20 protein-coding genes and 1 pseudogene are annotated in these 18869 nt (G+C 61.2%); 10 read left to right on the plus strand and 11 right to left on the minus strand.

Translation table 11 applies throughout. From position 1 onward, the window contains the following. The first annotated feature begins 33 nt into the window (after nucleotides 1-33). Entirely contained in the window at nucleotides 34-480 is a 447-nt protein-coding gene (locus tag RHIBUN_RS0109880) for a hypothetical protein (protein ID WP_025659451.1), read from the plus strand. Between the two features lie 62 nt (nucleotides 481-542). Here RHIBUN_RS0109880 and RHIBUN_RS0109885 read toward each other — a convergent pair whose 3' ends face one another. Further along, a complete protein-coding gene (locus RHIBUN_RS0109885) occupies nucleotides 543-1253 on the minus strand; it encodes a glutathione binding-like protein (RefSeq protein ID WP_018856915.1) in 711 nt (236 codons plus the stop codon). Nucleotides 1254-1466: 213 nt separating this feature from the next. Here RHIBUN_RS0109885 and RHIBUN_RS0109890 point away from each other — a divergent pair, with 213 nt between their 5' ends. After that, nucleotides 1467-1910: a DoxX family protein gene (locus RHIBUN_RS0109890; RefSeq protein ID WP_025659452.1), complete on the plus strand. Its 444-nt coding sequence runs from the start codon at nucleotides 1467-1469 to the stop codon at nucleotides 1908-1910. A 79-nt stretch (nucleotides 1911-1989) separates the two neighbouring features. On the opposite strand, the gene hisG is transcribed toward RHIBUN_RS0109890, so the two are convergent. Genes hisG through hisS form a run of 3 tightly spaced genes read right to left on the minus strand, consistent with a single transcriptional unit; the run spans nucleotide 1990 to nucleotide 5319 of the window. Further along, nucleotides 1990-2685, minus strand: a complete 696-nt coding sequence (gene hisG / locus RHIBUN_RS0109895) for an ATP phosphoribosyltransferase (RefSeq protein WP_025659453.1) — start codon at nucleotides 2683-2685, stop codon at nucleotides 1990-1992. Further along, nucleotides 2685-3803 carry an ATP phosphoribosyltransferase regulatory subunit gene (locus RHIBUN_RS0109900; RefSeq protein WP_025659454.1) on the minus strand — a complete coding sequence of 373 codons (1119 nt, stop codon included), beginning with the start codon at nucleotides 3801-3803 and terminating at the stop codon, nucleotides 2685-2687. Before RHIBUN_RS0109900 ends, hisG begins: the two co-directional genes overlap by 1 nt. Before the next feature lies 1 nt (nucleotide 3804). After that, the gene (gene hisS, locus RHIBUN_RS0109905; RefSeq protein ID WP_025659455.1) at nucleotides 3805-5319 is read right to left on the minus strand and encodes a histidine--tRNA ligase; all 1515 of its coding nucleotides are present in this window, start codon (nucleotides 5317-5319) and stop codon (nucleotides 3805-3807) included. A gap of 138 nt (nucleotides 5320-5457) precedes the next feature. On the opposite strand from hisS, the gene RHIBUN_RS0109910 reads away from it, so the two are divergent. From RHIBUN_RS0109910 to RHIBUN_RS0109920, 3 genes are all read left to right on the plus strand, one after another. After that, entirely contained in the window at nucleotides 5458-6216 is a 759-nt protein-coding gene (locus RHIBUN_RS0109910; protein ID WP_025659456.1) for a hypothetical protein, read from the plus strand. A 114-nt stretch (nucleotides 6217-6330) separates the two neighbouring features. Further along, nucleotides 6331-6672: a hypothetical protein gene (locus RHIBUN_RS0109915; RefSeq protein WP_084659677.1), complete on the plus strand. Its 342-nt coding sequence runs from the start codon at nucleotides 6331-6333 to the stop codon at nucleotides 6670-6672. Nucleotides 6673-6741: 69 nt separating this feature from the next. Next, entirely contained in the window at nucleotides 6742-7101 is a 360-nt protein-coding gene (locus RHIBUN_RS0109920; protein WP_025659458.1) for a DUF305 domain-containing protein, read from the plus strand. Between the two features lie 54 nt (nucleotides 7102-7155). Here the strand turns inward: RHIBUN_RS0109920 and RHIBUN_RS0109925 are convergent, their stop codons facing one another. Beyond that, a complete protein-coding gene (locus tag RHIBUN_RS0109925) occupies nucleotides 7156-8205 on the minus strand; it encodes an aldo/keto reductase (protein ID WP_025659459.1) in 1050 nt (349 codons plus the stop codon). 237 nt (nucleotides 8206-8442) lie between these two features. Here RHIBUN_RS0109925 and RHIBUN_RS0109930 point away from each other — a divergent pair, with 237 nt between their 5' ends. Next, nucleotides 8443-9147 carry an HAD family hydrolase gene (locus RHIBUN_RS0109930; RefSeq protein WP_018116678.1) on the plus strand — a complete coding sequence of 235 codons (705 nt, stop codon included), beginning with the start codon at nucleotides 8443-8445 and terminating at the stop codon, nucleotides 9145-9147. A 7-nt stretch (nucleotides 9148-9154) separates the two neighbouring features. Here RHIBUN_RS0109930 and RHIBUN_RS0109935 read toward each other — a convergent pair whose 3' ends face one another. Together RHIBUN_RS0109935 and RHIBUN_RS0109940 are read right to left on the minus strand one after the other, a co-directional pair. Next, on the minus strand, nucleotides 9155-9634 hold the full coding sequence (locus tag RHIBUN_RS0109935) for a hypothetical protein (RefSeq protein ID WP_025659460.1): 480 nt from the start codon (nucleotides 9632-9634) through the stop codon (nucleotides 9155-9157). Then, entirely contained in the window at nucleotides 9631-10260 is a 630-nt protein-coding gene (locus tag RHIBUN_RS0109940) for a DNA-3-methyladenine glycosylase I (RefSeq protein WP_018116680.1), read from the minus strand. Before RHIBUN_RS0109940 ends, RHIBUN_RS0109935 begins: the two co-directional genes overlap by 4 nt. Before the next feature lie 210 nt (nucleotides 10261-10470). Between RHIBUN_RS0109940 and RHIBUN_RS0109945 the strand changes: the two genes are divergently transcribed. Both RHIBUN_RS0109945 and RHIBUN_RS0109950 read left to right on the plus strand, forming a co-directional pair. Further along, nucleotides 10471-11211, plus strand: coding sequence for a L,D-transpeptidase (locus RHIBUN_RS0109945; RefSeq protein WP_018116681.1), 741 nt, complete (start codon nucleotides 10471-10473; stop codon nucleotides 11209-11211). A gap of 135 nt (nucleotides 11212-11346) precedes the next feature. Continuing rightward, complete coding sequence (locus tag RHIBUN_RS0109950) at nucleotides 11347-12027, plus strand: L,D-transpeptidase (protein ID WP_025659461.1); 681 nt, start codon at nucleotides 11347-11349, stop codon at nucleotides 12025-12027. A gap of 118 nt (nucleotides 12028-12145) precedes the next feature. Here RHIBUN_RS0109950 and glcF read toward each other — a convergent pair whose 3' ends face one another. Genes glcF through RHIBUN_RS0109965 form a run of 3 tightly spaced genes read right to left on the minus strand, consistent with a single transcriptional unit; the run spans nucleotide 12146 to nucleotide 16104 of the window. Continuing rightward, complete coding sequence (gene glcF / locus RHIBUN_RS0109955) at nucleotides 12146-13459, minus strand: glycolate oxidase subunit GlcF (protein ID WP_018116683.1); 1314 nt, start codon at nucleotides 13457-13459, stop codon at nucleotides 12146-12148. A gap of 3 nt (nucleotides 13460-13462) precedes the next feature. Then, on the minus strand, nucleotides 13463-14668 hold the full coding sequence (gene glcE / locus RHIBUN_RS0109960; RefSeq protein WP_025659462.1) for a glycolate oxidase subunit GlcE: 1206 nt from the start codon (nucleotides 14666-14668) through the stop codon (nucleotides 13463-13465). Further along, nucleotides 14665-16104 (minus strand): FAD-linked oxidase C-terminal domain-containing protein, encoded by a 1440-nt coding sequence (locus RHIBUN_RS0109965; RefSeq protein WP_018856901.1) that lies wholly within the window; start codon nucleotides 16102-16104, stop codon nucleotides 14665-14667. The genes glcE and RHIBUN_RS0109965 overlap by 4 nt, the downstream gene beginning before the upstream one ends. A gap of 132 nt (nucleotides 16105-16236) precedes the next feature. Here RHIBUN_RS0109965 and RHIBUN_RS0109970 point away from each other — a divergent pair, with 132 nt between their 5' ends. Further along, complete coding sequence (locus tag RHIBUN_RS0109970) at nucleotides 16237-17133, plus strand: LysR family transcriptional regulator (protein ID WP_018856900.1); 897 nt, start codon at nucleotides 16237-16239, stop codon at nucleotides 17131-17133. A 206-nt stretch (nucleotides 17134-17339) separates the two neighbouring features. On the opposite strand, the gene RHIBUN_RS0109975 is transcribed toward RHIBUN_RS0109970, so the two are convergent. Continuing rightward, a complete protein-coding gene (locus RHIBUN_RS0109975) occupies nucleotides 17340-18476 on the minus strand; it encodes a site-2 protease family protein (protein ID WP_025659463.1) in 1137 nt (378 codons plus the stop codon). A gap of 282 nt (nucleotides 18477-18758) precedes the next feature. Here RHIBUN_RS0109975 and RHIBUN_RS36350 point away from each other — a divergent pair. Further along, nucleotides 18759-18863, plus strand: a pseudogene (locus RHIBUN_RS36350) (LysR family transcriptional regulator); the annotation flags it as partial. Nucleotides 18864-18869 lie beyond the last annotated feature (6 nt).

The raw sequence follows: 18869 nt of genomic DNA on the forward strand, positions 1-18869 counted from the left end.
GCGGGGGAAGCCGCACCTAAGCTGGGGAAAAATTTGTTCAAAATCGCGAGAACCAACGCCGCGGCACCGCTTATGCCGGGCTCACTGGATATCAGCAATCATGATCCTGAAATGCTGGCGCAGTTTTCCATTTCGGAAACCTGGGTCGGAGACCTGTCCAGCGGCGTGATCCGCCTCAAGGAATGGAGCGCCCTGCTGCACGGACTCCCGGCGCGGGTATGCGGCCTCCTGAGCCTCATACGCTGCTACGATCCGAAGGATCGCGATCACATCCTGGAACTCTTCGAGCAGGCTGCGACGCTCTCCTCATCCTTCTGTTTCTCGACCACCATCATGATGTCGAATGGCTTCCGTCAGCCGTTGTTCTGCATGGGCGAGTCGAACGGCCACGACGATGCTAATCACGGCAGCATGCTCGGTGTTTTCATCTTCCCTCGTTTCAAGACGAATACCGGCGGCGAGTTTGCCAGGCGCCAATAGACGCTCCCGCACATGAAAAAAGCCGGCCTTTTGGACCGGCTTTTTGCATATTTGCCTCAGATTTACGCAGGCCGTGCCGGGATATTCAACCCCTTTTCCGAGGCCGGCCGGGCGATGCAGCGCTCTAGCCAGTCCATCACGGCCGGGAAGCTCTTATAATCCAACACCTCACGCCCGCCGTAGAAGATGTCGGCACCGCGGAGCCACGGGAAGGTGGCGATATCGGCGATCGTGTAGAGATCGCCCATGATCCACTGGCGACCCTGGAGGCGTGCTTCCAGTACGCTCAGAAGCCGCTTTGATTCGTCGCGGTAGCGCTCCATCGGATACGAGTTGTTGGCAACCTTATCGGCCGCGAATTTGTAGAAGTGCCCGAACTGTCCGAACATCGGTCCGATACCGGCCATCTGGAAGAAGACCCACTGGATCGTCTCGTAGCGCCCGGCTGTATCTGATGGAATGAGTTTGCCTGTCTTCTCTGCCAAATAGAGCAGGATGGCACCGGATTCGAAAATGCCGATCGGCTTTCCATCGGGGCCATTGGGATCGATGATTGCCGGGATGCGGCCATTGGGATTGAGCGATACGAATTCCGGCGACTTCTGGTCGTTCGTGCTGAACGAGATCAGATGCGGTTCATAGGACAAGCCAAGCTCTTCAAGCGCAATCGATATCTTCACGCCGTTCGGGGTTGGCAACGAGTAAAGCTGGATGATATCCGGGTTCGCTGCTGGCCAGCGCGTCGTGATCGGAAATGCGGAAAGATCTGCCATCGGGGTCTCCATCTTGGGCGGCCGACCATAAAAGAGGCGCACCATCGATGGCAAGCCGACTTCGCCAAGATCGGTCGTTCAATAATAGAGAACGAAGTGTCCCTTTCCGTCCATCTTTCCACAACAGCAAAAAAAGGCGACAAAGTGGCATCCGAGGTTGCAACCGTGCCGGGGCACAACAACCTCAAACGCCATTCAACGGAGACAACGTTCATGTCGAATACCAACAATATTGTCATTCTTGTCGCTCGCGTCCTCTTGTCGTTCATGTTCATCCTTGCCGGCTTCGGCAAGCTGACCGATCCGGCTGGAACCGCTGGCATGATCGCCGGTGCTGGCCTTCCGGCGTCGACTGCCCTGACCTATCTCGCAGGCGCCTTTGAATTTGTAACTGGCCTCGCGGTTCTCGTCGGCTACCAGACGAAGATCGTCGGCTGGCTGCTCGCCGCCTTTTGTATCTTCACCGCTGTCGTCTTCCACCTGCCGACGGTCAACGTTCCGGATTTCCCGGCTGCCGCTCTCGGCTGGATCAACGCCCTGAACCAGATCATGGTCATGAAGAACTTCACGCTGGCCGGCGCTTACATCTTCCTCGCCATTGTCGGCCCGGGCCTCTACTCGCTCGACGCACGCCGCGGCGCCTACGCAGTCGCCTAAGCGATCAAGCATCCTCCCAAGCAGGAAAAACCCGCCGTCACCAGACGGCGGGTTTTTTCGTGTGTTGATTTGGCGATGGTCAGAGTGCCGAGCGAACGGCGTCGATCAGCCGCTGAACGGTCGCGTCGTTCGCGTGGCTTTCCTTGCGTGCCCTGACGAAGCAGGCCTGGGAGCGAAGGATGACGCCGTCGGACAAGATCTTCAGGTTGTTCGCGCGAAGAGTCGAACCAGTCGAGGTGATGTCGACGATGATATCGGCCGATCCCGAGGCAGGCGCCCCTTCCGTTGCCCCAAGGCTTTCGACGATCCGGTAGAGCTGGATGCCGTGCTGGCTGGAGAAGAATTGTTGCGTCAGCCGCCAGTATTTCGTGGCAATCGCCAGGCGCCGGCCGTGACGGGCGCGAAAGTCGGAAGCAACATCGCCGAGATCGGCCATAGTGTCGACGTCGAGCCAGATTTCAGGAACGGCAACCACGACATCGGCATGGCCGAAGCCGAGACGCGCGCAGATCTCGACGCGCTTGTCCGCCTCCGCCAGGCCCTCGCGGACAAGGTCTTCGCCGGTGACACCGAAATCGACGGTGCCGCTGCCGAGTTCACGGGAAATCTCGGAGGCGGAAAGGAAGGCAACTTCGACGTCGTCCCAACCTTCGACGCGTCCGCGATAGGAGCGATCGTTGCCGACAGCGGTGATCCTGATCCCGGCGCGTTCGAAGATCGCCGAGGCATCGTCCTTCATCCGGCCCTTGGAGGGCAATGCGATGGTAATCGTCATCATACGGTCCTCTCGGCTTCGATGCGATCCAGCCAGAGCGAGAAGCCGACGGCGGGAATGCGTTCCTTGGCGCCCAGGAACGTCATCAGGCGATCGAAACGACCCCCACCGGCGAGAACCGCCGACGTGCCCTGGGCGCCGATCTCGAAAACCAGGCCGGTGTAGTAATCCAGCGGACGCCCGAAGGCTGCGCGGTAATCGATCAGCGCCAAATCGACGCCGGCATTGGCCAGAGCGGCCACGCGGCCGTCGAAACGCGCCAGCGCGTTGCCGAGCTTGAGGCCCGCGGCATCGGCAAAACCGGCCAAGGCCGCCGAAGCATTGATCAGCGGTACGTTCAGCGACAGGAATTCTTCCAGCACGCGGAAGGCCGCATCATCGAGGCGCGTTTCGGAGAGGATCAGCTTTTCCTTCAGACGGCGCGCGATTTCGAGCGGCGAACGGCTGGCATTCGTCGAATAGCCCGTCGCCTGCATCGTCGCATCTATGTGTGCAACAAGTGCTGCTTCATCGTCGGCGGCAATCAGATGTGCCATCTCGTCACTCAATCCAGTTACGAACTGAGGGCTGACGAGGCTTGCCAGCAGAGCTTCGAGCTGGCTCATGTTGCCGAAGGCATGGATCAGGCGCTTCTGCCAGCCGAGCGGCAGGCCAAGCCCCTGCACCACTGCTTCGAAGACAGCCTGATCGCCGAGTGTCACCGCAAGACGCTTGCCGGGAACGACGCGCTCCAGCACGCCGATCGCATCGCCGATCGCACGCGCGTCGGCAGCGGCAATATTGATGTCGCCAAGATCCTCGATCCCGGCTTGATAGAACTCGTTGCCGCCTTCACGCCGCTGGCGGAAAACTTCGCCGAGATAGGAATAGCGCTTCGGCGTGCCGGTCGCGCTCTCGATGTGGCGCAGGCAGACGGGGATCGTGAACTCCGGCCGCAGGCAAAGGCTGTCGCCCGTCTCGCTTTCGGTCATGAAAATGCGCCGGCGAAGATCCTCGCCGGCGATGTCAAGAAATGGTTCGGCCGGCTGGATGACGGGCGTATCTACCCGCTCCGTCTTTCGCGCCGCAAACTCTGAGAGGAGCTCGCCGGAGAAGTCCGGCAGGTTGATCAGGGCCATCTCAGCCCGCCCTGTTGCGGTCTTCGGCCTGCGCCGCCAGAATTTCCTTCACCTTGGCGACGAGGTCGCCTTCGGCAACTGTCTCCTGTGCGACGCGCGCTTCGCGCCAGCTGGCGTTGTCCTCGATCTCGCCGGACAGGCGCTTGCCTTCGATCAGGTCCTTGATCTGCACGACGCCCTGCGCCCGCTCGTCACCGCCCTGGATAATGGCGACGGGGCTGCCGCGGCGGTCGGCATATTTCAGCTGATTGCCGAACTTCTTCCAGTTGCCCTGGAACATCTCGGCGCGGATGCCAGCCTTGCGCAATTCCTGCGTCATGTGCTGGTAGCGGCCCATCGACTCGACATCGCCGTCCATGACAGTGACCAGAACCGGCTCGATGACCTCGGCCTGGCCGAGCTTGCCGAGGTTCTTCAGCGCCGTCATCAGGCGAGAGACGCCAATCGAGAAGCCAGTGGCCGGCACGGGCTGGCCCATGAAGCGGGACACGAGACCGTCGTAGCGACCGCCGCCACCGACGGAACCGAAGACGACCTTCTCGCCCTTCTCGTTAGTCACGTCGAAGAGGAGCTCGGCTTCGTAAACCGGGCCGGTGTAATATTCGAGGCCGCGAACAACCGAGGGGTCGATCTTGACGCGATCCGACTGATAGCCGGCGCTTCGCACCAATGCGCCGATGAAGTTCAGCTCCTCCACGCCTTCCGCACCCTTGGACGTTCCGGCAACCAGCTCGGCAAGCTGCCCAGCGCTTTCGGTATAGTCCTTGATCCCGACGAAGAAGAGAACCTTGTCGATCTGTCCCTGGTCGAGACCAGCACCCTTGGTGAAGTCGCCAGACTCGTCCTTGCGGCCGGGACCAAGCAGGAGAGCAACGCCCTCGAGACCGAACTTGTCGAGCTTGTCGATGGCGCGTAGCACGTTGAGGCGCTGGCCGGCCTTGTCATCGCCGCCGAGACCGATTGCTTCGAGAACACCGTCGAGAACTTTGCGGTTGTTGACGCGGATCACGTAGTCGCCGCGCTTGATGCCGAGGGCTTCCAGCGTATCGGCCATCATCATGCACATTTCCGCATCGGCCTGCACGCCCGGCGCACCGACCGTATCGGCGTCGAACTGCATGAACTGGCGGAAGCGACCGGGGCCCGGCTTCTCATTGCGGAAGACATAGCCGGCGCGATAGGTGCGGTACGGCAGCTGGATCTCGTTGAAATTCTCGGCAACATGACGGGCGAGCGGCGCCGTCAGGTCGTAGCGCAAGGACATCCACTGCTCGTCGTCGTCCTGCAGCGAGAAGACGCCCTCGTTCGGCCGGTCGGCATCCGGCAGGAACTTGCCGAGCGCGTCGGTGTATTCGAAGAGCGGCGTTTCGACAGGATCGAAACCATAATGCTCGTAGACTTCCCGGATCTTCGCGGTCATTTCGTTGACGGCGCGAATGTCGGCTGCCGAACGATCGACGAAGCCGCGGGGAAGTCTGGCCTTGAGCTTTTGTGGTTTCTTCTGCTTGTCGTTCATTTCCAAGGTATTCCGCTCGCTGTGACAGTGGCGGTTACCTAGCGGAAAGGGCCGGGTGCGGCAAGGGCGAAGGCCCTTGATCAGGAACACAGAATCGATTGAACGAGAGAGAATGGATCGAATGGCGGGAGCTACACGATGATTGCCGAGGCGCTTCTCTATGCTGCCACCGTTCCGATGACATTGAAGGCGCATCGCCGGTTCATCCGATACTCCGTCAATCTCTGGTCCCGCGCCGGCCGTTGCAGCCGGCAATGGGCGGAGCACGAGGAGCGAAGCCGGAACGCTGTGAGAAGTGCCATTGCGGAGTTGCGGCAGAGGAGGACGGCGGTCGTTTTGGGCTCGGGCCTGCTCCGCGACGTGCCGATTGAGGAATTAGCCAGGACCTTTGACACTGTCGTCCTCGTCGATCTCGTGCATCTTGCCTCGGTGCGCCTCTGGCTGCGGCTCAAGCGCTACAGCAATGTTCGGCTGATCGAGCGCGATCTCTCCGGCTACGACGAGCTTGCCGCGGGCAAACAACCAGAGCCGCTGGCGTTCCTGAGAAGCGTTCCGTATCTCGACTTCGTCGTCTCGGCCAATCTCCTCTCCCAGATCGGTCGCGGCGCACAACGCCGCTACGAGGCGGAACAGGCCGGCGCCATGCCCGCCGATACCGTCGCACAACTGATCGAGGCGCACCGGTCGGCGCTTGAGGCAGCGCCCTGCAAGACATGCCTGGTTACCGATGTTTCCTATGCCGTGATAGACCGACAGGGGAAGGTTCATGACGAGACTGATCTGCTGCACGGCGTGGCGCTGTCATCGGTTCGGGCCAACTGGCAGTGGCCCGTGGCGCCACTCGGCGAAGAGAGCAATGGCTATCAGATCGTCCATCAGGTCGTTGCCGCGTACTAGCGCCAGCCTCCGCACGTCGGCCGACGCTTCTCTCGCCAACGTGTATAAAGCGGGCTTGGCTTCTTCGCGCGCTGCACCTATTTTGACGATATGCGGTTTCTTGCAATCATAGCGATGGTTTTCGGCTGGTTTGCCTTCGGCACCATGTCCGCATGGGCCGGCTGTCCGACATGCCTGTCCATGCAGCCGGTCGCTGCGACGCCCAGCACCGAGCATCAGCATATGACCGGCATGGATATGGGCGAGAAGGCCAAGTCGTCGCCGGCGCAGCAGGATCCTTGTTCGGCCGCCGGTATGGTGCACATGCCCTTCTGTTCGGCCTGCCTGGTCATTCCGCCATTGAGCGTCATCGCCGCGACCGGCAAGCAGATGTTTTCCTATCCTGCACCCGGACCGGCTCACGCCATGCAGGATGCCCGCCCAGCACCGCTGGCGCCGCCTCCCCGGCTTGTCTGACGGTCTTCATGAACGCTGCGGCTTCGGCCGCGCATTGAATTCCAGTATCAGACCGAGGAAGGAAATCCCATGTCTCTGAAAGTTCTCGCCATAGCGGCCACCCTCGCACTCTCGTCCGCACCCGTCTTCGCAGAGGAGATGAAAATGGACATGAGCAAGCCAATGGGCGACCACGGCGCATCGAGCCACGCCTTTGCGCAGGCGAACGCTAAAATGCACAAGGACATGACGATGAAGTATAGCGGCGACGCCGATGTCGACTTCGTCCGCGGCATGATCCCGCACCATCAAGGTGCGATCGACATGGCGAAAATCGAGCTGGAGTACGGCAAGGATCCGGAAATTCGCAAGCTCGCGGAAGCCGTCATCAAGGCCCAGGAGGCTGAGATCGCCGATATGCAGGCCTGGCTGAAGGCTCACGGCAAGTAATCGCAAAGGACGCCGGAGCACGAAGCCCCGGCGTCCGCCTTCACAAGGCCTTGATCAGCCCTTCGGTTCGAAAGGTTCCGGCCGTCGGGCTGCCCCCTGCCGGGCCAGCATCCAGCCCGGATATTCGGGCGCGAGTTCGCTGACCTCGTCCAGCTTCTTCAGGTCGTCCGCATCGAGCTTCAGGTTGACGGCCGCCAGGTTCTGGTCGAGCTGCTCGACGCGTTTTGCGCCGATGATGACAGTCGTCACGAAAGGTTTCGCCAGGATGTAGGCAAGCGCGACGGTCGCGACGCTTGTGCCGTGTTTCGCGGCGATCTCGCGCATCACGGCAACGCAGGCCCAGGCGCGATCCTTGTCGACCGGCGGGAAGTCGAACGAGGCGCGGCGTCCTTCCCCGTTGCCCGGCGCTCCCGGCCCGTACTTGCCGGAGAGAAGACCGCCCGCCAGCGGCGACCAGACCATTAGACCAAGCTTTTCCTCCTGCATCATCGGCACGATGTCACGCTCGAGATCGCGGCCGGCGATCGAATAGTACGCCTGTACCGTCTCGAACCGGGCAAGACCGCGACGTTCCGAGATGCCGAGCGCTTTGGCGATGCGCCACGCCTGCCAGTTGGAGACACCCACATAGCGCACGAGACCGCGGGATACGAGATCGTCCAGGGCTCGCAGCGTCTCGTCGATCGGCGTGACCGGATCGGTGGCATGGATCTGGTAAAGATCGATATGATCGGTCTGCAACCGCTTCAGACTGGCCTCGACCGAATCCATGATGTGGCCACGCGAGGCGCCGCGGTCGTTCGGCTTGTCGCCCATGGTGCTATAGACTTTCGTGGCGATGACCACGTCCTTACGGGGAACGCTGAGGTTCTTCAGGGCCTGGCCGAGCAGCTTTTCGGATTCGCCGAAGGAATAGACGTCGGCCGTGTCGATGAAGTTGACGCCCGATGCCAGCGACTTCGCAACGATTTCATCGGCGGCTTTCTGGTCGACGTCGGCGATCGAGCCCCAAAGGTTGTTTTCGCCGGCGGCGCCGAATGTCATCGTACCGAGGCAGATTTCCGAGACGAATAGTCCCGTATTTCCAAGTTGATTGTAACGCATGGTCGAAAATTTCCTTGTGACGACCGCAGGCTTGCCTACGGACAGATGAGTTCATTTTTTGGTTGTTGGCCTGCACATGACAGGAGCAGCCGGAATGCGGCCGCGTGGAAGGCACTATCGATGTAAGGCGAGGCGGCGGCATTTCAACATGCCGTGTACTCGCCTCACGGCTTTGCGATGCTCTTGTTTCGCGGCCATCTTTCAATAGATTCAAATCAGATTACTCGGAGATGGGCGATGACGACGCGCATGCTGACGACCATCGGTTTCGATGCCGACGACACGCTCTGGCAGAACGAGCAATACTATCGGCTTACCGAGGCGCATTTCACGGAATTGCTGGCCGATTTTGCAAATGGTCCAAGAATTTCCGAGCGCTTGCTGGAGGCAGAGAAGCGCAATCTCCGGCAGTACGGTTTCGGCATCAAGGGATTTACGCTGTCCATGATCGAGACGGCGATCGAGGTCACCGAGGGCAAGGTGCCCGCCAGCGTCATTGCCAATATCCTCGACACCGGCCGCGACCTGCTTTCTCACCCCGTCGAGACCCTGCCGCATGTGCAGGAGACCTTGGCGGCGCTCTCGGAAAACTACCTGCTGGTGATGATCACCAAGGGTGATCTTTTCGATCAGGAGCGTAAGCTCGCGCAATCCGGGCTTGGCGACTTCTTCCACGCCGTCGAGATCGTCTCCGACAAGACCGCCGTGACCTACCGGCGGATCTTCTCCAAGGTCGGCGGTGGCCCGGAACGGGCGATGATGGTCGGCAACTCGCTGAAATCAGACATTGTCCCCGCGATTGCCGCCGGCAGCTACGGCGTCTTCGTGCCGCACGAACTCACCTGGGTCGTCGAGCATGTCGAGGAACCGAAGGACGCACCGCGCTTTCGCAAGATCGAACATCTCGGAGAACTGCGCAGGTTGATCGAAGGCCTGGGCTAGCCCCTCATTACTGCCTTGAAGGGAAAAGTGGCGACGGCGATTGCTGTTCAGCCGGAGCCGTGGGCTGCGGCGCTGTTGCCTGCGGCTCGACGAGAATGCTGTAGGGCGCGCCCAGGCCGCGGCGCGGCGACGCCTTGGAATAATAGGGCCGCAGCAGCCAGGTGGTGTTGTCCTTCACTGTGACGGTGTAGCTGGTGCCATCCTCATCGGTACCAAAGATCGCCTCCTCGTCGGGCGTTGCCAGATCGAAGATCGAAAGGAAGGCAAACTTGCTCTTGGTCGCAAAGCTTATCTTCACCTGCTGGCCAGCCTTGACGGGAAGTGTGTAAACCCGCCCGTTGCCGAGCTTCGTCCAGCCCTTGAGCTCCATGGTTGCAGCCGGAAACTGCAGCTTCTCCAGTCGCTCGCCGGGCTGCAGCTCCGGTGACTGGCCGAACGCTACGGATGCCACCAGGCAGAATGCGACGGTTGCCGCGAGCGCCTTCATGGGCGCACCAGCGCATTGCGCATCGCCTCTACCTCGACGCGGCAGAAGCAACCTTCGATGTGATCGTTGACGAGACCCATTGCCTGCATAAAGGCATAAACTGTGGTTGGGCCGACAAACGTCCAGCCGCGCTTCTTCAGATTCTTGGAAATGAGAACCGATGTCGGCGTTGTCGGGTTGGCCATGACAGTGGCACGATCGACCACCTTTGGCCTATCGTTATGACCGGGCTCGAAGCTCCAGAAATACCGGGCGAGCGACCCGAACTCCTGCCTCAGTTCGATCGCACGGCGGGCGTTGTTGATCGTCGAGACGATCTTGCCTCGATGGCGCACGATGCCGGGATCGGCGAGGCAGCGTTGGATATCGCTGTCGTCGAAGAGCGCAACCTTCTCGAAGTCGAAGCCGGCAAAGGCAGCGCGGAAATTCTCGCGCTTGCGCAGGATGGTGAGCCAGGAGAGACCGGACTGGAACCCCTCCAGGCAGATCTTCTCGAAGAGGCGGATGTCATCCGTTACCGGCCGCCCCCATTCCTCGTCGTGATACTTGAGGTAATCCGGGAGGTTGGCGTGCCAGTGACAACGGCTCTTGCCGTCTTCGCCGATGATGATGCCCGTATCGCTCATGATCCCGCTTCGCTTTCGTGCTGCGAATCCGGCTTTACCATTTGCAAACTCTCTTTCCAAACCGAACGATAACCCTGACGAAAAGTTTATCTCTCGCTTCGGACTTGAATGAATTCAAATTTACGATTCGCTGGCGGGAACGGTGGCAGCGTGGCGGCAGGCGGCCGCTGCCGTCCGTGCATTTTCGGCCATTTGTAGAGAGTCCGTCCGATGATGAAATCCCTTCTGCTCGCCGCAGCGATGCTCGGCGTCTTTTCCACCGCTGCGCTCGGCGACGACCGTTATGCAACGCGCCCGCCGGTCGTGCTAAGCCCGGACCTTGCAGCCCCATGGGTCATGCAGCTCGGCGGCAAGGTTCGTCCCGTCGTCTACCGACAACCGGCCTTTCCGAAACGCGGTCTGTTCACATCCGGCGTCTTCGGCCGCGCTCCGGCCGCCGTGGCGCAACCGCTGTCCGCCATCAATCCCGGCGTCCCAGTCGTCCGCCGCCAGCTTGAGCCGCAATTTCTGCCGCAGATCGTCACCTACGACACCAAGGAACGGCCCGGCGCGATCGTCATCGATACCAACAGCCGCTTCCTTTACCTGGTAATGGAGGGCGGCAAGGCGCGGCGTTACGGAGTGGGCGTCGGCAAGCCAGGCTTCGAATGGGCCGGCGTGCACAAGATTACCCGCAAGTCCGAATGGCCGGACTGGACGCCGCCAGCCGAAATGGTTGGCCGCGAAGCCGCCAAGGGCCACTATCTCCCGGCGCGCATGGACGGCGGTCCCGAGAACCCGCTTGGCGCGCGCGCCATGTATCTCGGTTCGACGCTCTACCGCATCCACGGTACCAACGCCCCCTGGACGATCGGCAACGCCGTTTCCTCTGGCTGCATCCGGCTACGCAACGAGGATGTCGTTGACCTTTACGAGCGGGTAAAGGTTGGAACCCGCGTCATCGTCATGTAAAGGCTCCCGAATATCGGGCGCGCGGCCAAGAATAGTTGCAATTAGACATCGCAGCTGTTTCATTCCGCGCCGACATCTTGAACTGGATCGAAGTTAGGGTAGCTTCGGTCCGGTTTTGCTTTGAGGGAATCAACCATGCTGAAATTCGCGACGACTCTTGCGGCCACCGGCCTTCTGGTCACTTCCATGTCCGCATCGGTCTCGGCGCAGCCGATTACACCCGCTCACGATCGCGCGCCTGTCGTTCGGGTCGCCGCACCGCCGAAGTCGGTCAAGCCGCAGTTCAAGCGCCAGCGCGTGCACCTCATCACCAACGAGGCACCCGGCACGATCATCATCGATACCAACCACAAGTTCCTGTATCTCGTCGAAACCAAGGACCGCGCGACGCGCTATGGCATCGGCGTCGGGCGCGAGGGCTTCGGCTGGTCGGGCGTGGTGAAGATCGGCCGCAAGGCAGAATGGCCGGGCTGGACGCCCCCGGCTGAGATGCGTGTTCGCGAGGCGGCGAAGGGCCACATCCTCCCGACCTTCCAGGAAGGCGGCGAGGACAATCCGCTTGGCGCCCGCGCCATGTATCTCTACAAGGGCGGCAACGATACGAGCTTCCGCATCCACGGCACCAACCAGCCGTGGTCGATTGGGCTCAACATGTCGTCCGGCTGCATCCGCATGATGAACAAGGATGTGATCGATCTTTACGATCGTGCGCCCGTCGGCACGAAGGTCATCGTCGTCGGCCCTGGCAACAAGCAGGGCGAAATCAGCTTCGAAGATCGCGGCATCGACGTGCTGCGGACGATTTTCGGCGGCTAAGCCAAGCAATTAGGCGGCCGGGCAACCGGTCGCCGATCTCAAACCGCGGATGCGGGGTCGCAAGCGCAAGGGCTATGCGATGCATGGGCTTTCGAGACCACCGGACGATCCGGCACCTCTAAGCCAGCGGCAGATCCTTTAGTTTCTCCGGCATATCTCCGCCGTAGGCCCAATCCAACAATTGCACCGTGTGAACGATCGGAATCGCCGTCCCTGTCCCGATCTGCATCATGCAGCCGATATTTCCGGTTGCGATCACACGCGGCTTCGTTGCTTCGAGGTTCTTGACCTTGCGGGTCTTGAGCGCATCGGAAATGTCGGATTGCATGATGTTGTAGGTACCCGCCGACCCACAGCAGAGGTGACCTTCGGCAGGATCGCGGACATTGAATCCGGCCGCCTTCAACAGCTGCTTCGGCGCCATCGTGATTTTCTGACCGTGTTGCATCGAGCAGGCAGAGTGATAGGCGACGATGATGCCCTTCGGCATCTGCGCGGGGAGCTCGAGCGATGCGAGATATTCCGTGATGTCCTTCGCCAAGGACGAAACGCGTGCCGCCCTTTCGGCATAGGCCGCATCCAGCCGCAGCATATGGCCATAGTCCTTGATCGTCGTGCCGCAGCCGGAAGCGGTGATGATGATTGCGTCGAGCCCGCCTTCTTCGAGTTCACGCGTCCACACATCGACGTTGGCACGTGCGCTCGCCAATGCCTGCTCTTCCCGTCCCATGTGGTGGACGAGCGAGCCGCAACAAACCTCTCCTTTGGGAACGACGACTTCAACACCAAGCCGTGTCAGGAGCCTGATTGTTGCCTCGTTGATCCCGGGATCGAGAACCGGCTGCGCGCAGCCAGTCAAGATCGCGACGCGACCGCGTTTCTCGCCGACCGGCGGGTGGCTTGCCGCCGCGGCATAGGCGGAGGCGGGAGGAATGCGACGCGGCGCCAGCGCCAGCATCGCGGCAAATGGTTTCAATGCGGGCGCGCGCGCTAAAAGACCTGCGAACGGCCGCCCCGCTGACGACAGCTTGATCGCGAGGCGAAACCGATCGGGATAAGGCAGAACAGCAGCAAGGATGGCGCGCACGAGCCGGTTCATGAAAGGACGCTTGTAGGTCTTTTCGATGTGCGCCCGCGCATGGTCGACAAGGTGCATATAATCGACACCGGAGGGACAGGTCGTTACGCAGGCGAGACAGGAGAGGCAGCGGTCGATATGGGTAACGACCTCGGCGTCGGCCGGGCGCCCGTTTTCCAGCATGTCCTTGATCAGATAGATGCGCCCACGGGGGCTATCGAGCTCATTGCCGAGCGTGACATAGGTCGGACAGGTCGCGGTGCAGAAGCCGCAATGCACGCATTTGCGCAGGATCTTCTCGGATTCGGCAACGTGCGGGTCGGCAAGTTGGGCCGGGGTGAAATTGGTCTGCATGCCTCAAGCTCCTGCCATCTTCCCGGGATTGAAGATGCCGGCGGGATCGAATTTCAGTTTCAGTCGCTGCGATAGCAAGGCCACAGCCTCCTGCTGGGGCTGAAAGGCCGCAATCCCAGATCGCATCTTTTCAGGTGCGCGGATCAGTGTCGCATGGCCACCGCCCAGCGCCTTGATGAACCGGCGCAAAAGGTCCGCATCCGCGTCGGCCTCCATCCGCATCCAGATCAGGCCGCCCTGCCAGTCATAGTATGCGTCAACACCGGCTTCGAGGCGAAGTGCCGCGACCAGCTGATGGCCGGTCCCTGGGGCGACGGAGACGCGCCACACCGGTCGAGCCGTACCTTCGGCATAGGGCGCGACATTGCGGATATCTCTCCAGAGACGGACACTGTCTGCCTGCTCGAAGCGCGTGACGGATCCGAATGCAGCCATGGCTGCGGCGAGCTTGGTTGCCCTGGCATCGACTGAGCCGGGCAGGCCTTCGATCCTGAGACAGGTTCCCTCGCCTTCGGAGAGCGTTCTGTCGAGAAATTTCCAGGCGACGGTCATCGGCAGATGTGCGGCGCCGGAGACTTCGACCGGCAGCGCCATCGCCGCCGCCATGGCGTTGGCGGCCTCCGCATCGTTCAGCCCCGAGATGACGATCGTTGCTTCGGTTCTCGGCCGCGGTGGCACGCGGAAAGTTACTTCCGTCAGGAAGCCCAGCGTGCCGTGCGAGCCAGCCATCAGCTTGACGAGATCCAATCCGGTGACGTTCTTCATCACGCGGCCGCCTGCCTTGATGATCTCGCCCTTGCCGTTGATGAAGCTCACGCCAAGCAGGCTGTCGCGCGCAGCGCCGGCGACGAAACGGCGCGGCCCCGAGACATTGGCGGCAAAGACGCCGCCGATTGTCGGCTCACCTGTCGTTCCCATGATCGGCCGATGGTCCATGGGCTCAAAGGCCATCATTTGACCGTTCTCGGCGAGTGCGGCTTCGATCTCGGACAACGGCGTTCCCGAGCGAGCGGTCAAAACCATCTCGCCGGGATTATAGGCCGTGATGCCCCGCAGATTGGACGACCGCAGGCGGCTTTCCGCCGCCACGGCGTTCCCGAAACCCGAGCGAGTGTTGCCGCCGCAGATCGCCAGCGGCTCGCCGGCCTCGGTGTGGCTGCGGACGATTGCCGCGGCCTCTTCGACCGTTGTGGGCGATAGATCGATCATGCGGCCGGACGTCCCTCGAGCGGGAAAACCTTGGAGGGGTTCAGGAGCCAGGCCGGATCGAAGGCGGCGCGCGCCGCCATCTGCTGCTCCAGGTCCGCCTCGGAATACTGATGACGCATCAGGTCGCGTTTTTCGATGCCGACACCATGCTCGCCCGTGAGGCAGCCGCCCGCATCGACACAGAGCTTCAGGATCTCCATCCCCGCAGCTTCCGCACGGGCGGCATCTTCCGGATCATTCGCATTGAACAGGATCAGCGGATGCATATTGCCATCGCCGGCATGGAAGACGTTGGCGACGCGAAGCCCATAGCTGTCGATGATTTCAGAGGTTTTCGTCAGCACATAAGAAAGCTGGCTGAGCGGGACGGTTCCGTCCATGCAGATATAGTCTGCTATCCGGCCAGTCGCGCCGAAGGCGGATTTCCTGCCCTTCCAGATCAGCGCCGCCTCGGTTGCCGACTGGCATTCGCGGACGGTTTTCACGCCATGCTTGCGCGCGATTTCGACGATGCTCTTCAGCATGTCGTCCATTTCCGCCTCCGATCCTTCGACCTCGACGATCAATAGCGCCCCCACATCCAGCGGATAGCCGGCCTTGGCGAAGGCCTCGCAGATTTCGATCGCTGGCTTGTCCATGAATTCGATCGCGACGGGAATGATCCCTGATGCGATGATGTCGGCGACACAGGATCCCGCCTCCTCGGACGTATCAAAGCCGAAGAGGACCGGCCGCGCGCCCTCCGGTTTGGCGATCAGGCGGACAGTCGCTTCGGTGACTATCCCAAGCTGGCCCTCATGTCCGCAGACAAGGCCAAGCAAGTCGTAGCCTCCGGCGTCCAATGCCTTGCCGCCGAAATCGATGACGGTGCCATCGGTCAGCACCATCTTGACGCCGAGCAGGTTGTTGGTCGTCACCCCATATTTCAGGCAATGCGCGCCACCGGAATTCATGCCGATATTGCCGCCGATCGTGCAGGCCAGCTGTGAGCTCGGATCGGGCGCATAGAAGAAGCCGTCCGCCGAGACGGATTCTGAAATATTCAGGTTGGTCACGCCGGCTTCGACGACCGCCACGCGGTTGGCCAGATCGATTTCGAGAATGCGGTTCATCTTGGAAACGCAAATGACGACCGCATCCTCCTGTGGGATTGCTCCGCCCGAGAGTGACGTTCCGGCGCCGCGCGGCACCACCGGCACGCCATAGCGATGACAGTATTTCATGACCGCAGCCACTTCCGCGGTCGTCCGCGGCAGGGCAACAGCAAGCGGCATCCGGCGATAGGAAACGAAGGCATCGGTCTCGAACGGCATCAACTCGCGCGCCTCGTGCACCAGGCATTCCGGCGGCAGCAGGTCGATGAGATCTGCGACGATCTGCCTGCGGCGGGCAAGCACGTCGGCACGCGGGGCGAGAAACGAAATAGTATCGGACATGACTCTCTCCCTTCGCTCCGACAGCGAAAACCGGAGACATCCTCTGCGCTGCCGGCTCAGTCGGGCTTAGCACTTTCCCGATTACGGCGCAAATGCTAAGCACTTATTCCAAAAGGATAAACAATCTGACGAATGACCAATCTCGGTGATCTCGAAATTTTCGCAAAGGTCGTTTCGACGGGGAGCATGTCGCTTGCCGGCCGGGCTCTCGGCTTTTCGCCGGCGGTCGTGTCGAAGCGGATAAAACGGCTTGAAGATCGGCTCGGCACGCGGCTCCTGCAGCGCACGACGCGGCAGATCTCCCTGACGGAGGCAGGCCAGGGCTTCTACGATCGCGTGCTTGGCATTCTCGCCGGCATCGAGGAGGCCGAATACTACATTTCCGGACGCTCGGCGCAGATGCAGGGCACGCTGAAGGTGACGGCGCCCACCTCGTTCGGACGCATGCATGTCGCCCCGCACCTGAAATCCTTCATGGATATGCATGCCGGTTTGGCGATCAATCTCGTGCTCAGCGACGAATTCACCGATATCATCGGCGAAGGCTTCGACCTTGCCATCCGTATTGCGGAACTGACGGACTCAAGCCTCGTCGCGCGGCGCCTTGCCCCCGTGCGTCGCCTGCTCTGCGCATCGCCGGACTATCTTGCCGCTAACGGCACGCCCCAGACCATCGAAGATCTCAAGCACCACCGCTGCCTGCCCGCCCACAACAACGATGCCTGGCGGCTGGAGGGGCCGGAGGGTCCGCTTTCCCTGCGGCCGGAAGGAATGCTCGTCACCAATTCAAGCGAGGTCATCAGGGAGGCCGTCATATCGGGGCTCGGCATCGCGCTGCGCTCCACCTGGGACATCGGCAGGGAGCTCCAAGACGGACGGTTGGTGCACATCCTTATTGCCTACGAAGGATCGCGCAACGTGACGCTTTCCGCGGTCTATCCCAGCCGCCAGTTCCTGCCGGCCAAGGTACGGCTGTTCATCGACTATCTCGCCGAGATCTACGGACCGGTTCCCTACTGGGAACGCTAGCTGTGGGTTTTCAGGAGGTTGTCCATTCGGAGCGGATTAAGGAGACTGGAGTTACACACTCAGCCTTGCAGGATCGCTCCGACTGAACATCCATGAGAACGCCGGTTTTGATGCCGCTTTGTCGAGAGGAGATGGCGCGCAACGTCGTCGACGACCGTTGTTCCAAAGCCCAGGCGGCAGGGTTTACCGCGTCACTTCAAGAATAGTTAGCCGCTGGGTCGAGCGGTTCTTGGCCCGTTCCCGCGCAGGCGGCCAAAGCGGAATGCATCCGGGACGGCCGAACGGACCATCAGCATCTCACCGATGGTTTCGTGTGTCAGGAGGCCGACAAGCCGTCCCGTATTGTCGGTCGCGGCGACGGCCGGAGCGTTTGCCTCCTGCATAAGACGCAGGCTTTCCTCCAGAGATTTCCGATAATGTATCTTGGGAATGTCGCTCCGCATTGCGCTGGTGACGGGAGCGGCTGGCCCCTTTTCCTTCAACGCCCGGATCATGTCGTCGCGGGTCACCAATCCTTCGAGATGGCCGGCGGAGTCGACCACCGGGAACTCGTGCTGCGTGGTGGCGAGCAGCATCTCGACCGCCTCGTCGAGCGTTGCGGACCGTTCCAGCCGGGCGAACTCCGTGACCATCACATCCCCGACCTGCACGCTGGTCGCCACCTGCCGGATCTGCGCGTTCTGTGCTTCCGCCGCCGCGGCGAGATAGACGAAGATGCCGATGAAGATCAGCAGCGGATTGTAGAAGAGCCCGACGAAACCGAAGACGAAGGCCAGCCCCTGTCCGATCGTGGCGGCGATCTGGGTCGCGCGTGACCAGGAGAGGCGCGAGGCCAAGGCGGCGCGCAGGACGCGTCCGCCGTCCATCGGAAAGGCCGGGATCATGTTGAAGAGAACCAAGAATACATTGACGCCCGCCAGCCTGACGAGAAAATTCGTGCGTGGATCCTCGATCTCCGCCATCTGCTCGACGGCCGCCGGCCCTCCCAACGCGATGAAGATCAGCACGGCGATCGCGACGTTCACGAGCGGCCCCGCGATCGCGATTGCGAACTCCTGTCCCGGCTCTTCCGGCATGCGTTCGAGCCTGGCCACGCCGCCGATCGGCAGAAGCGTGATGTCGGGCGTGCGAATGCCAAAATACCGGGCGGCTGTGATGTGGCCGAATTCGTGCAGGACCACGCAGACAAAGACGGCAAGGATAAAGATAACGCCCTCCCACGCGGCCGCCGTGCCGCCGATCTGGTAGTGCATCAGCCAGATCCAGACGAGCAAAAGCAGAAAGGTGAAGTGAACGCGAATGGTCGTGCCAGCGATCGTGCCGAGATTCAGAGACCAACCCATCTTTATAACTCCAGGAAATGCGGGGGTGCACTATAAGCGCTTGCCGGGATCAGAGCACCTCAGGATGAAACAGCGAGCTGTGGCTTACAATCTTCACTACCCCTAATAGAGATCTAGTGCGATTAATGCGCAATACCTTGTCGCCTTTTCCAGTCACCGCGACAGGCAAAATTTCAGGGTTGATCGAACCGGGAGATCGGATCCTAAGGACCGGCGCGGCGGACTTGGCACCCAAAACCCACTGGCCCGCTTAGTCTTGAGGCCCTGCTCACGAGGCGGGGGCTTTCCGCAGTCTTTCCCCGCCGCCAGTTCTTGCCGGCCAAGGTAGGGCTGTTCATCGATTATCTCGCCGAGATCTGCGGCCCGGTTCCCTACTGGGAACGCTAGAGGTTT

Source organism: Rhizobium sp. IBUN (assembly GCF_000510625.1).
GTDB lineage: Bacteria > Pseudomonadota > Alphaproteobacteria > Rhizobiales > Rhizobiaceae > Rhizobium > Rhizobium altiplani.

Bases quoted from the DNA above. Each gene is read 5' to 3' on its own strand.
- RHIBUN_RS0109885 (WP_018856915.1), bottom strand. From the start codon at position 1,253: ATGGCAGATCTTTCCGCATTTCCGATCACGACGCGCTGGCCAGCAGCG.
- RHIBUN_RS0109890 (WP_025659452.1), top strand. From the start codon at position 1,467: ATGTCGAATACCAACAATATTGTCATTCTTGTCGCTCGCGTCCTCTTG.
- hisG (WP_025659453.1), bottom strand. From the start codon at position 2,685: ATGACGATTACCATCGCATTGCCCTCCAAGGGCCGGATGAAGGACGAT.
- RHIBUN_RS0109900 (WP_025659454.1), bottom strand. From the start codon at position 3,803: ATGGCCCTGATCAACCTGCCGGACTTCTCCGGCGAGCTCCTCTCAGAG.
- hisS (WP_025659455.1), bottom strand. From the start codon at position 5,319: ATGAACGACAAGCAGAAGAAACCACAAAAGCTCAAGGCCAGACTTCCC.
- RHIBUN_RS0109910 (WP_025659456.1), top strand. From the start codon at position 5,458: ATGATTGCCGAGGCGCTTCTCTATGCTGCCACCGTTCCGATGACATTG.
- RHIBUN_RS0109915 (WP_084659677.1), top strand. From the start codon at position 6,331: ATGGTTTTCGGCTGGTTTGCCTTCGGCACCATGTCCGCATGGGCCGGC.
- RHIBUN_RS0109920 (WP_025659458.1), top strand. From the start codon at position 6,742: ATGTCTCTGAAAGTTCTCGCCATAGCGGCCACCCTCGCACTCTCGTCC.
- RHIBUN_RS0109925 (WP_025659459.1), bottom strand. From the start codon at position 8,205: ATGCGTTACAATCAACTTGGAAATACGGGACTATTCGTCTCGGAAATC.
- RHIBUN_RS0109930 (WP_018116678.1), top strand. From the start codon at position 8,443: ATGACGACGCGCATGCTGACGACCATCGGTTTCGATGCCGACGACACG.
- RHIBUN_RS0109935 (WP_025659460.1), bottom strand. From the start codon at position 9,634: ATGAAGGCGCTCGCGGCAACCGTCGCATTCTGCCTGGTGGCATCCGTA.
- RHIBUN_RS0109940 (WP_018116680.1), bottom strand. From the start codon at position 10,260: ATGAGCGATACGGGCATCATCATCGGCGAAGACGGCAAGAGCCGTTGT.
- RHIBUN_RS0109945 (WP_018116681.1), top strand. From the start codon at position 10,471: ATGATGAAATCCCTTCTGCTCGCCGCAGCGATGCTCGGCGTCTTTTCC.
- RHIBUN_RS0109950 (WP_025659461.1), top strand. From the start codon at position 11,347: ATGCTGAAATTCGCGACGACTCTTGCGGCCACCGGCCTTCTGGTCACT.
- glcF (WP_018116683.1), bottom strand. From the start codon at position 13,459: ATGCAGACCAATTTCACCCCGGCCCAACTTGCCGACCCGCACGTTGCC.
- glcE (WP_025659462.1), bottom strand. From the start codon at position 14,668: ATGATCGATCTATCGCCCACAACGGTCGAAGAGGCCGCGGCAATCGTC.
- RHIBUN_RS0109965 (WP_018856901.1), bottom strand. From the start codon at position 16,104: ATGTCCGATACTATTTCGTTTCTCGCCCCGCGTGCCGACGTGCTTGCC.
- RHIBUN_RS0109970 (WP_018856900.1), top strand. From the start codon at position 16,237: ATGACCAATCTCGGTGATCTCGAAATTTTCGCAAAGGTCGTTTCGACG.
- RHIBUN_RS0109975 (WP_025659463.1), bottom strand. From the start codon at position 18,476: ATGGGTTGGTCTCTGAATCTCGGCACGATCGCTGGCACGACCATTCGC.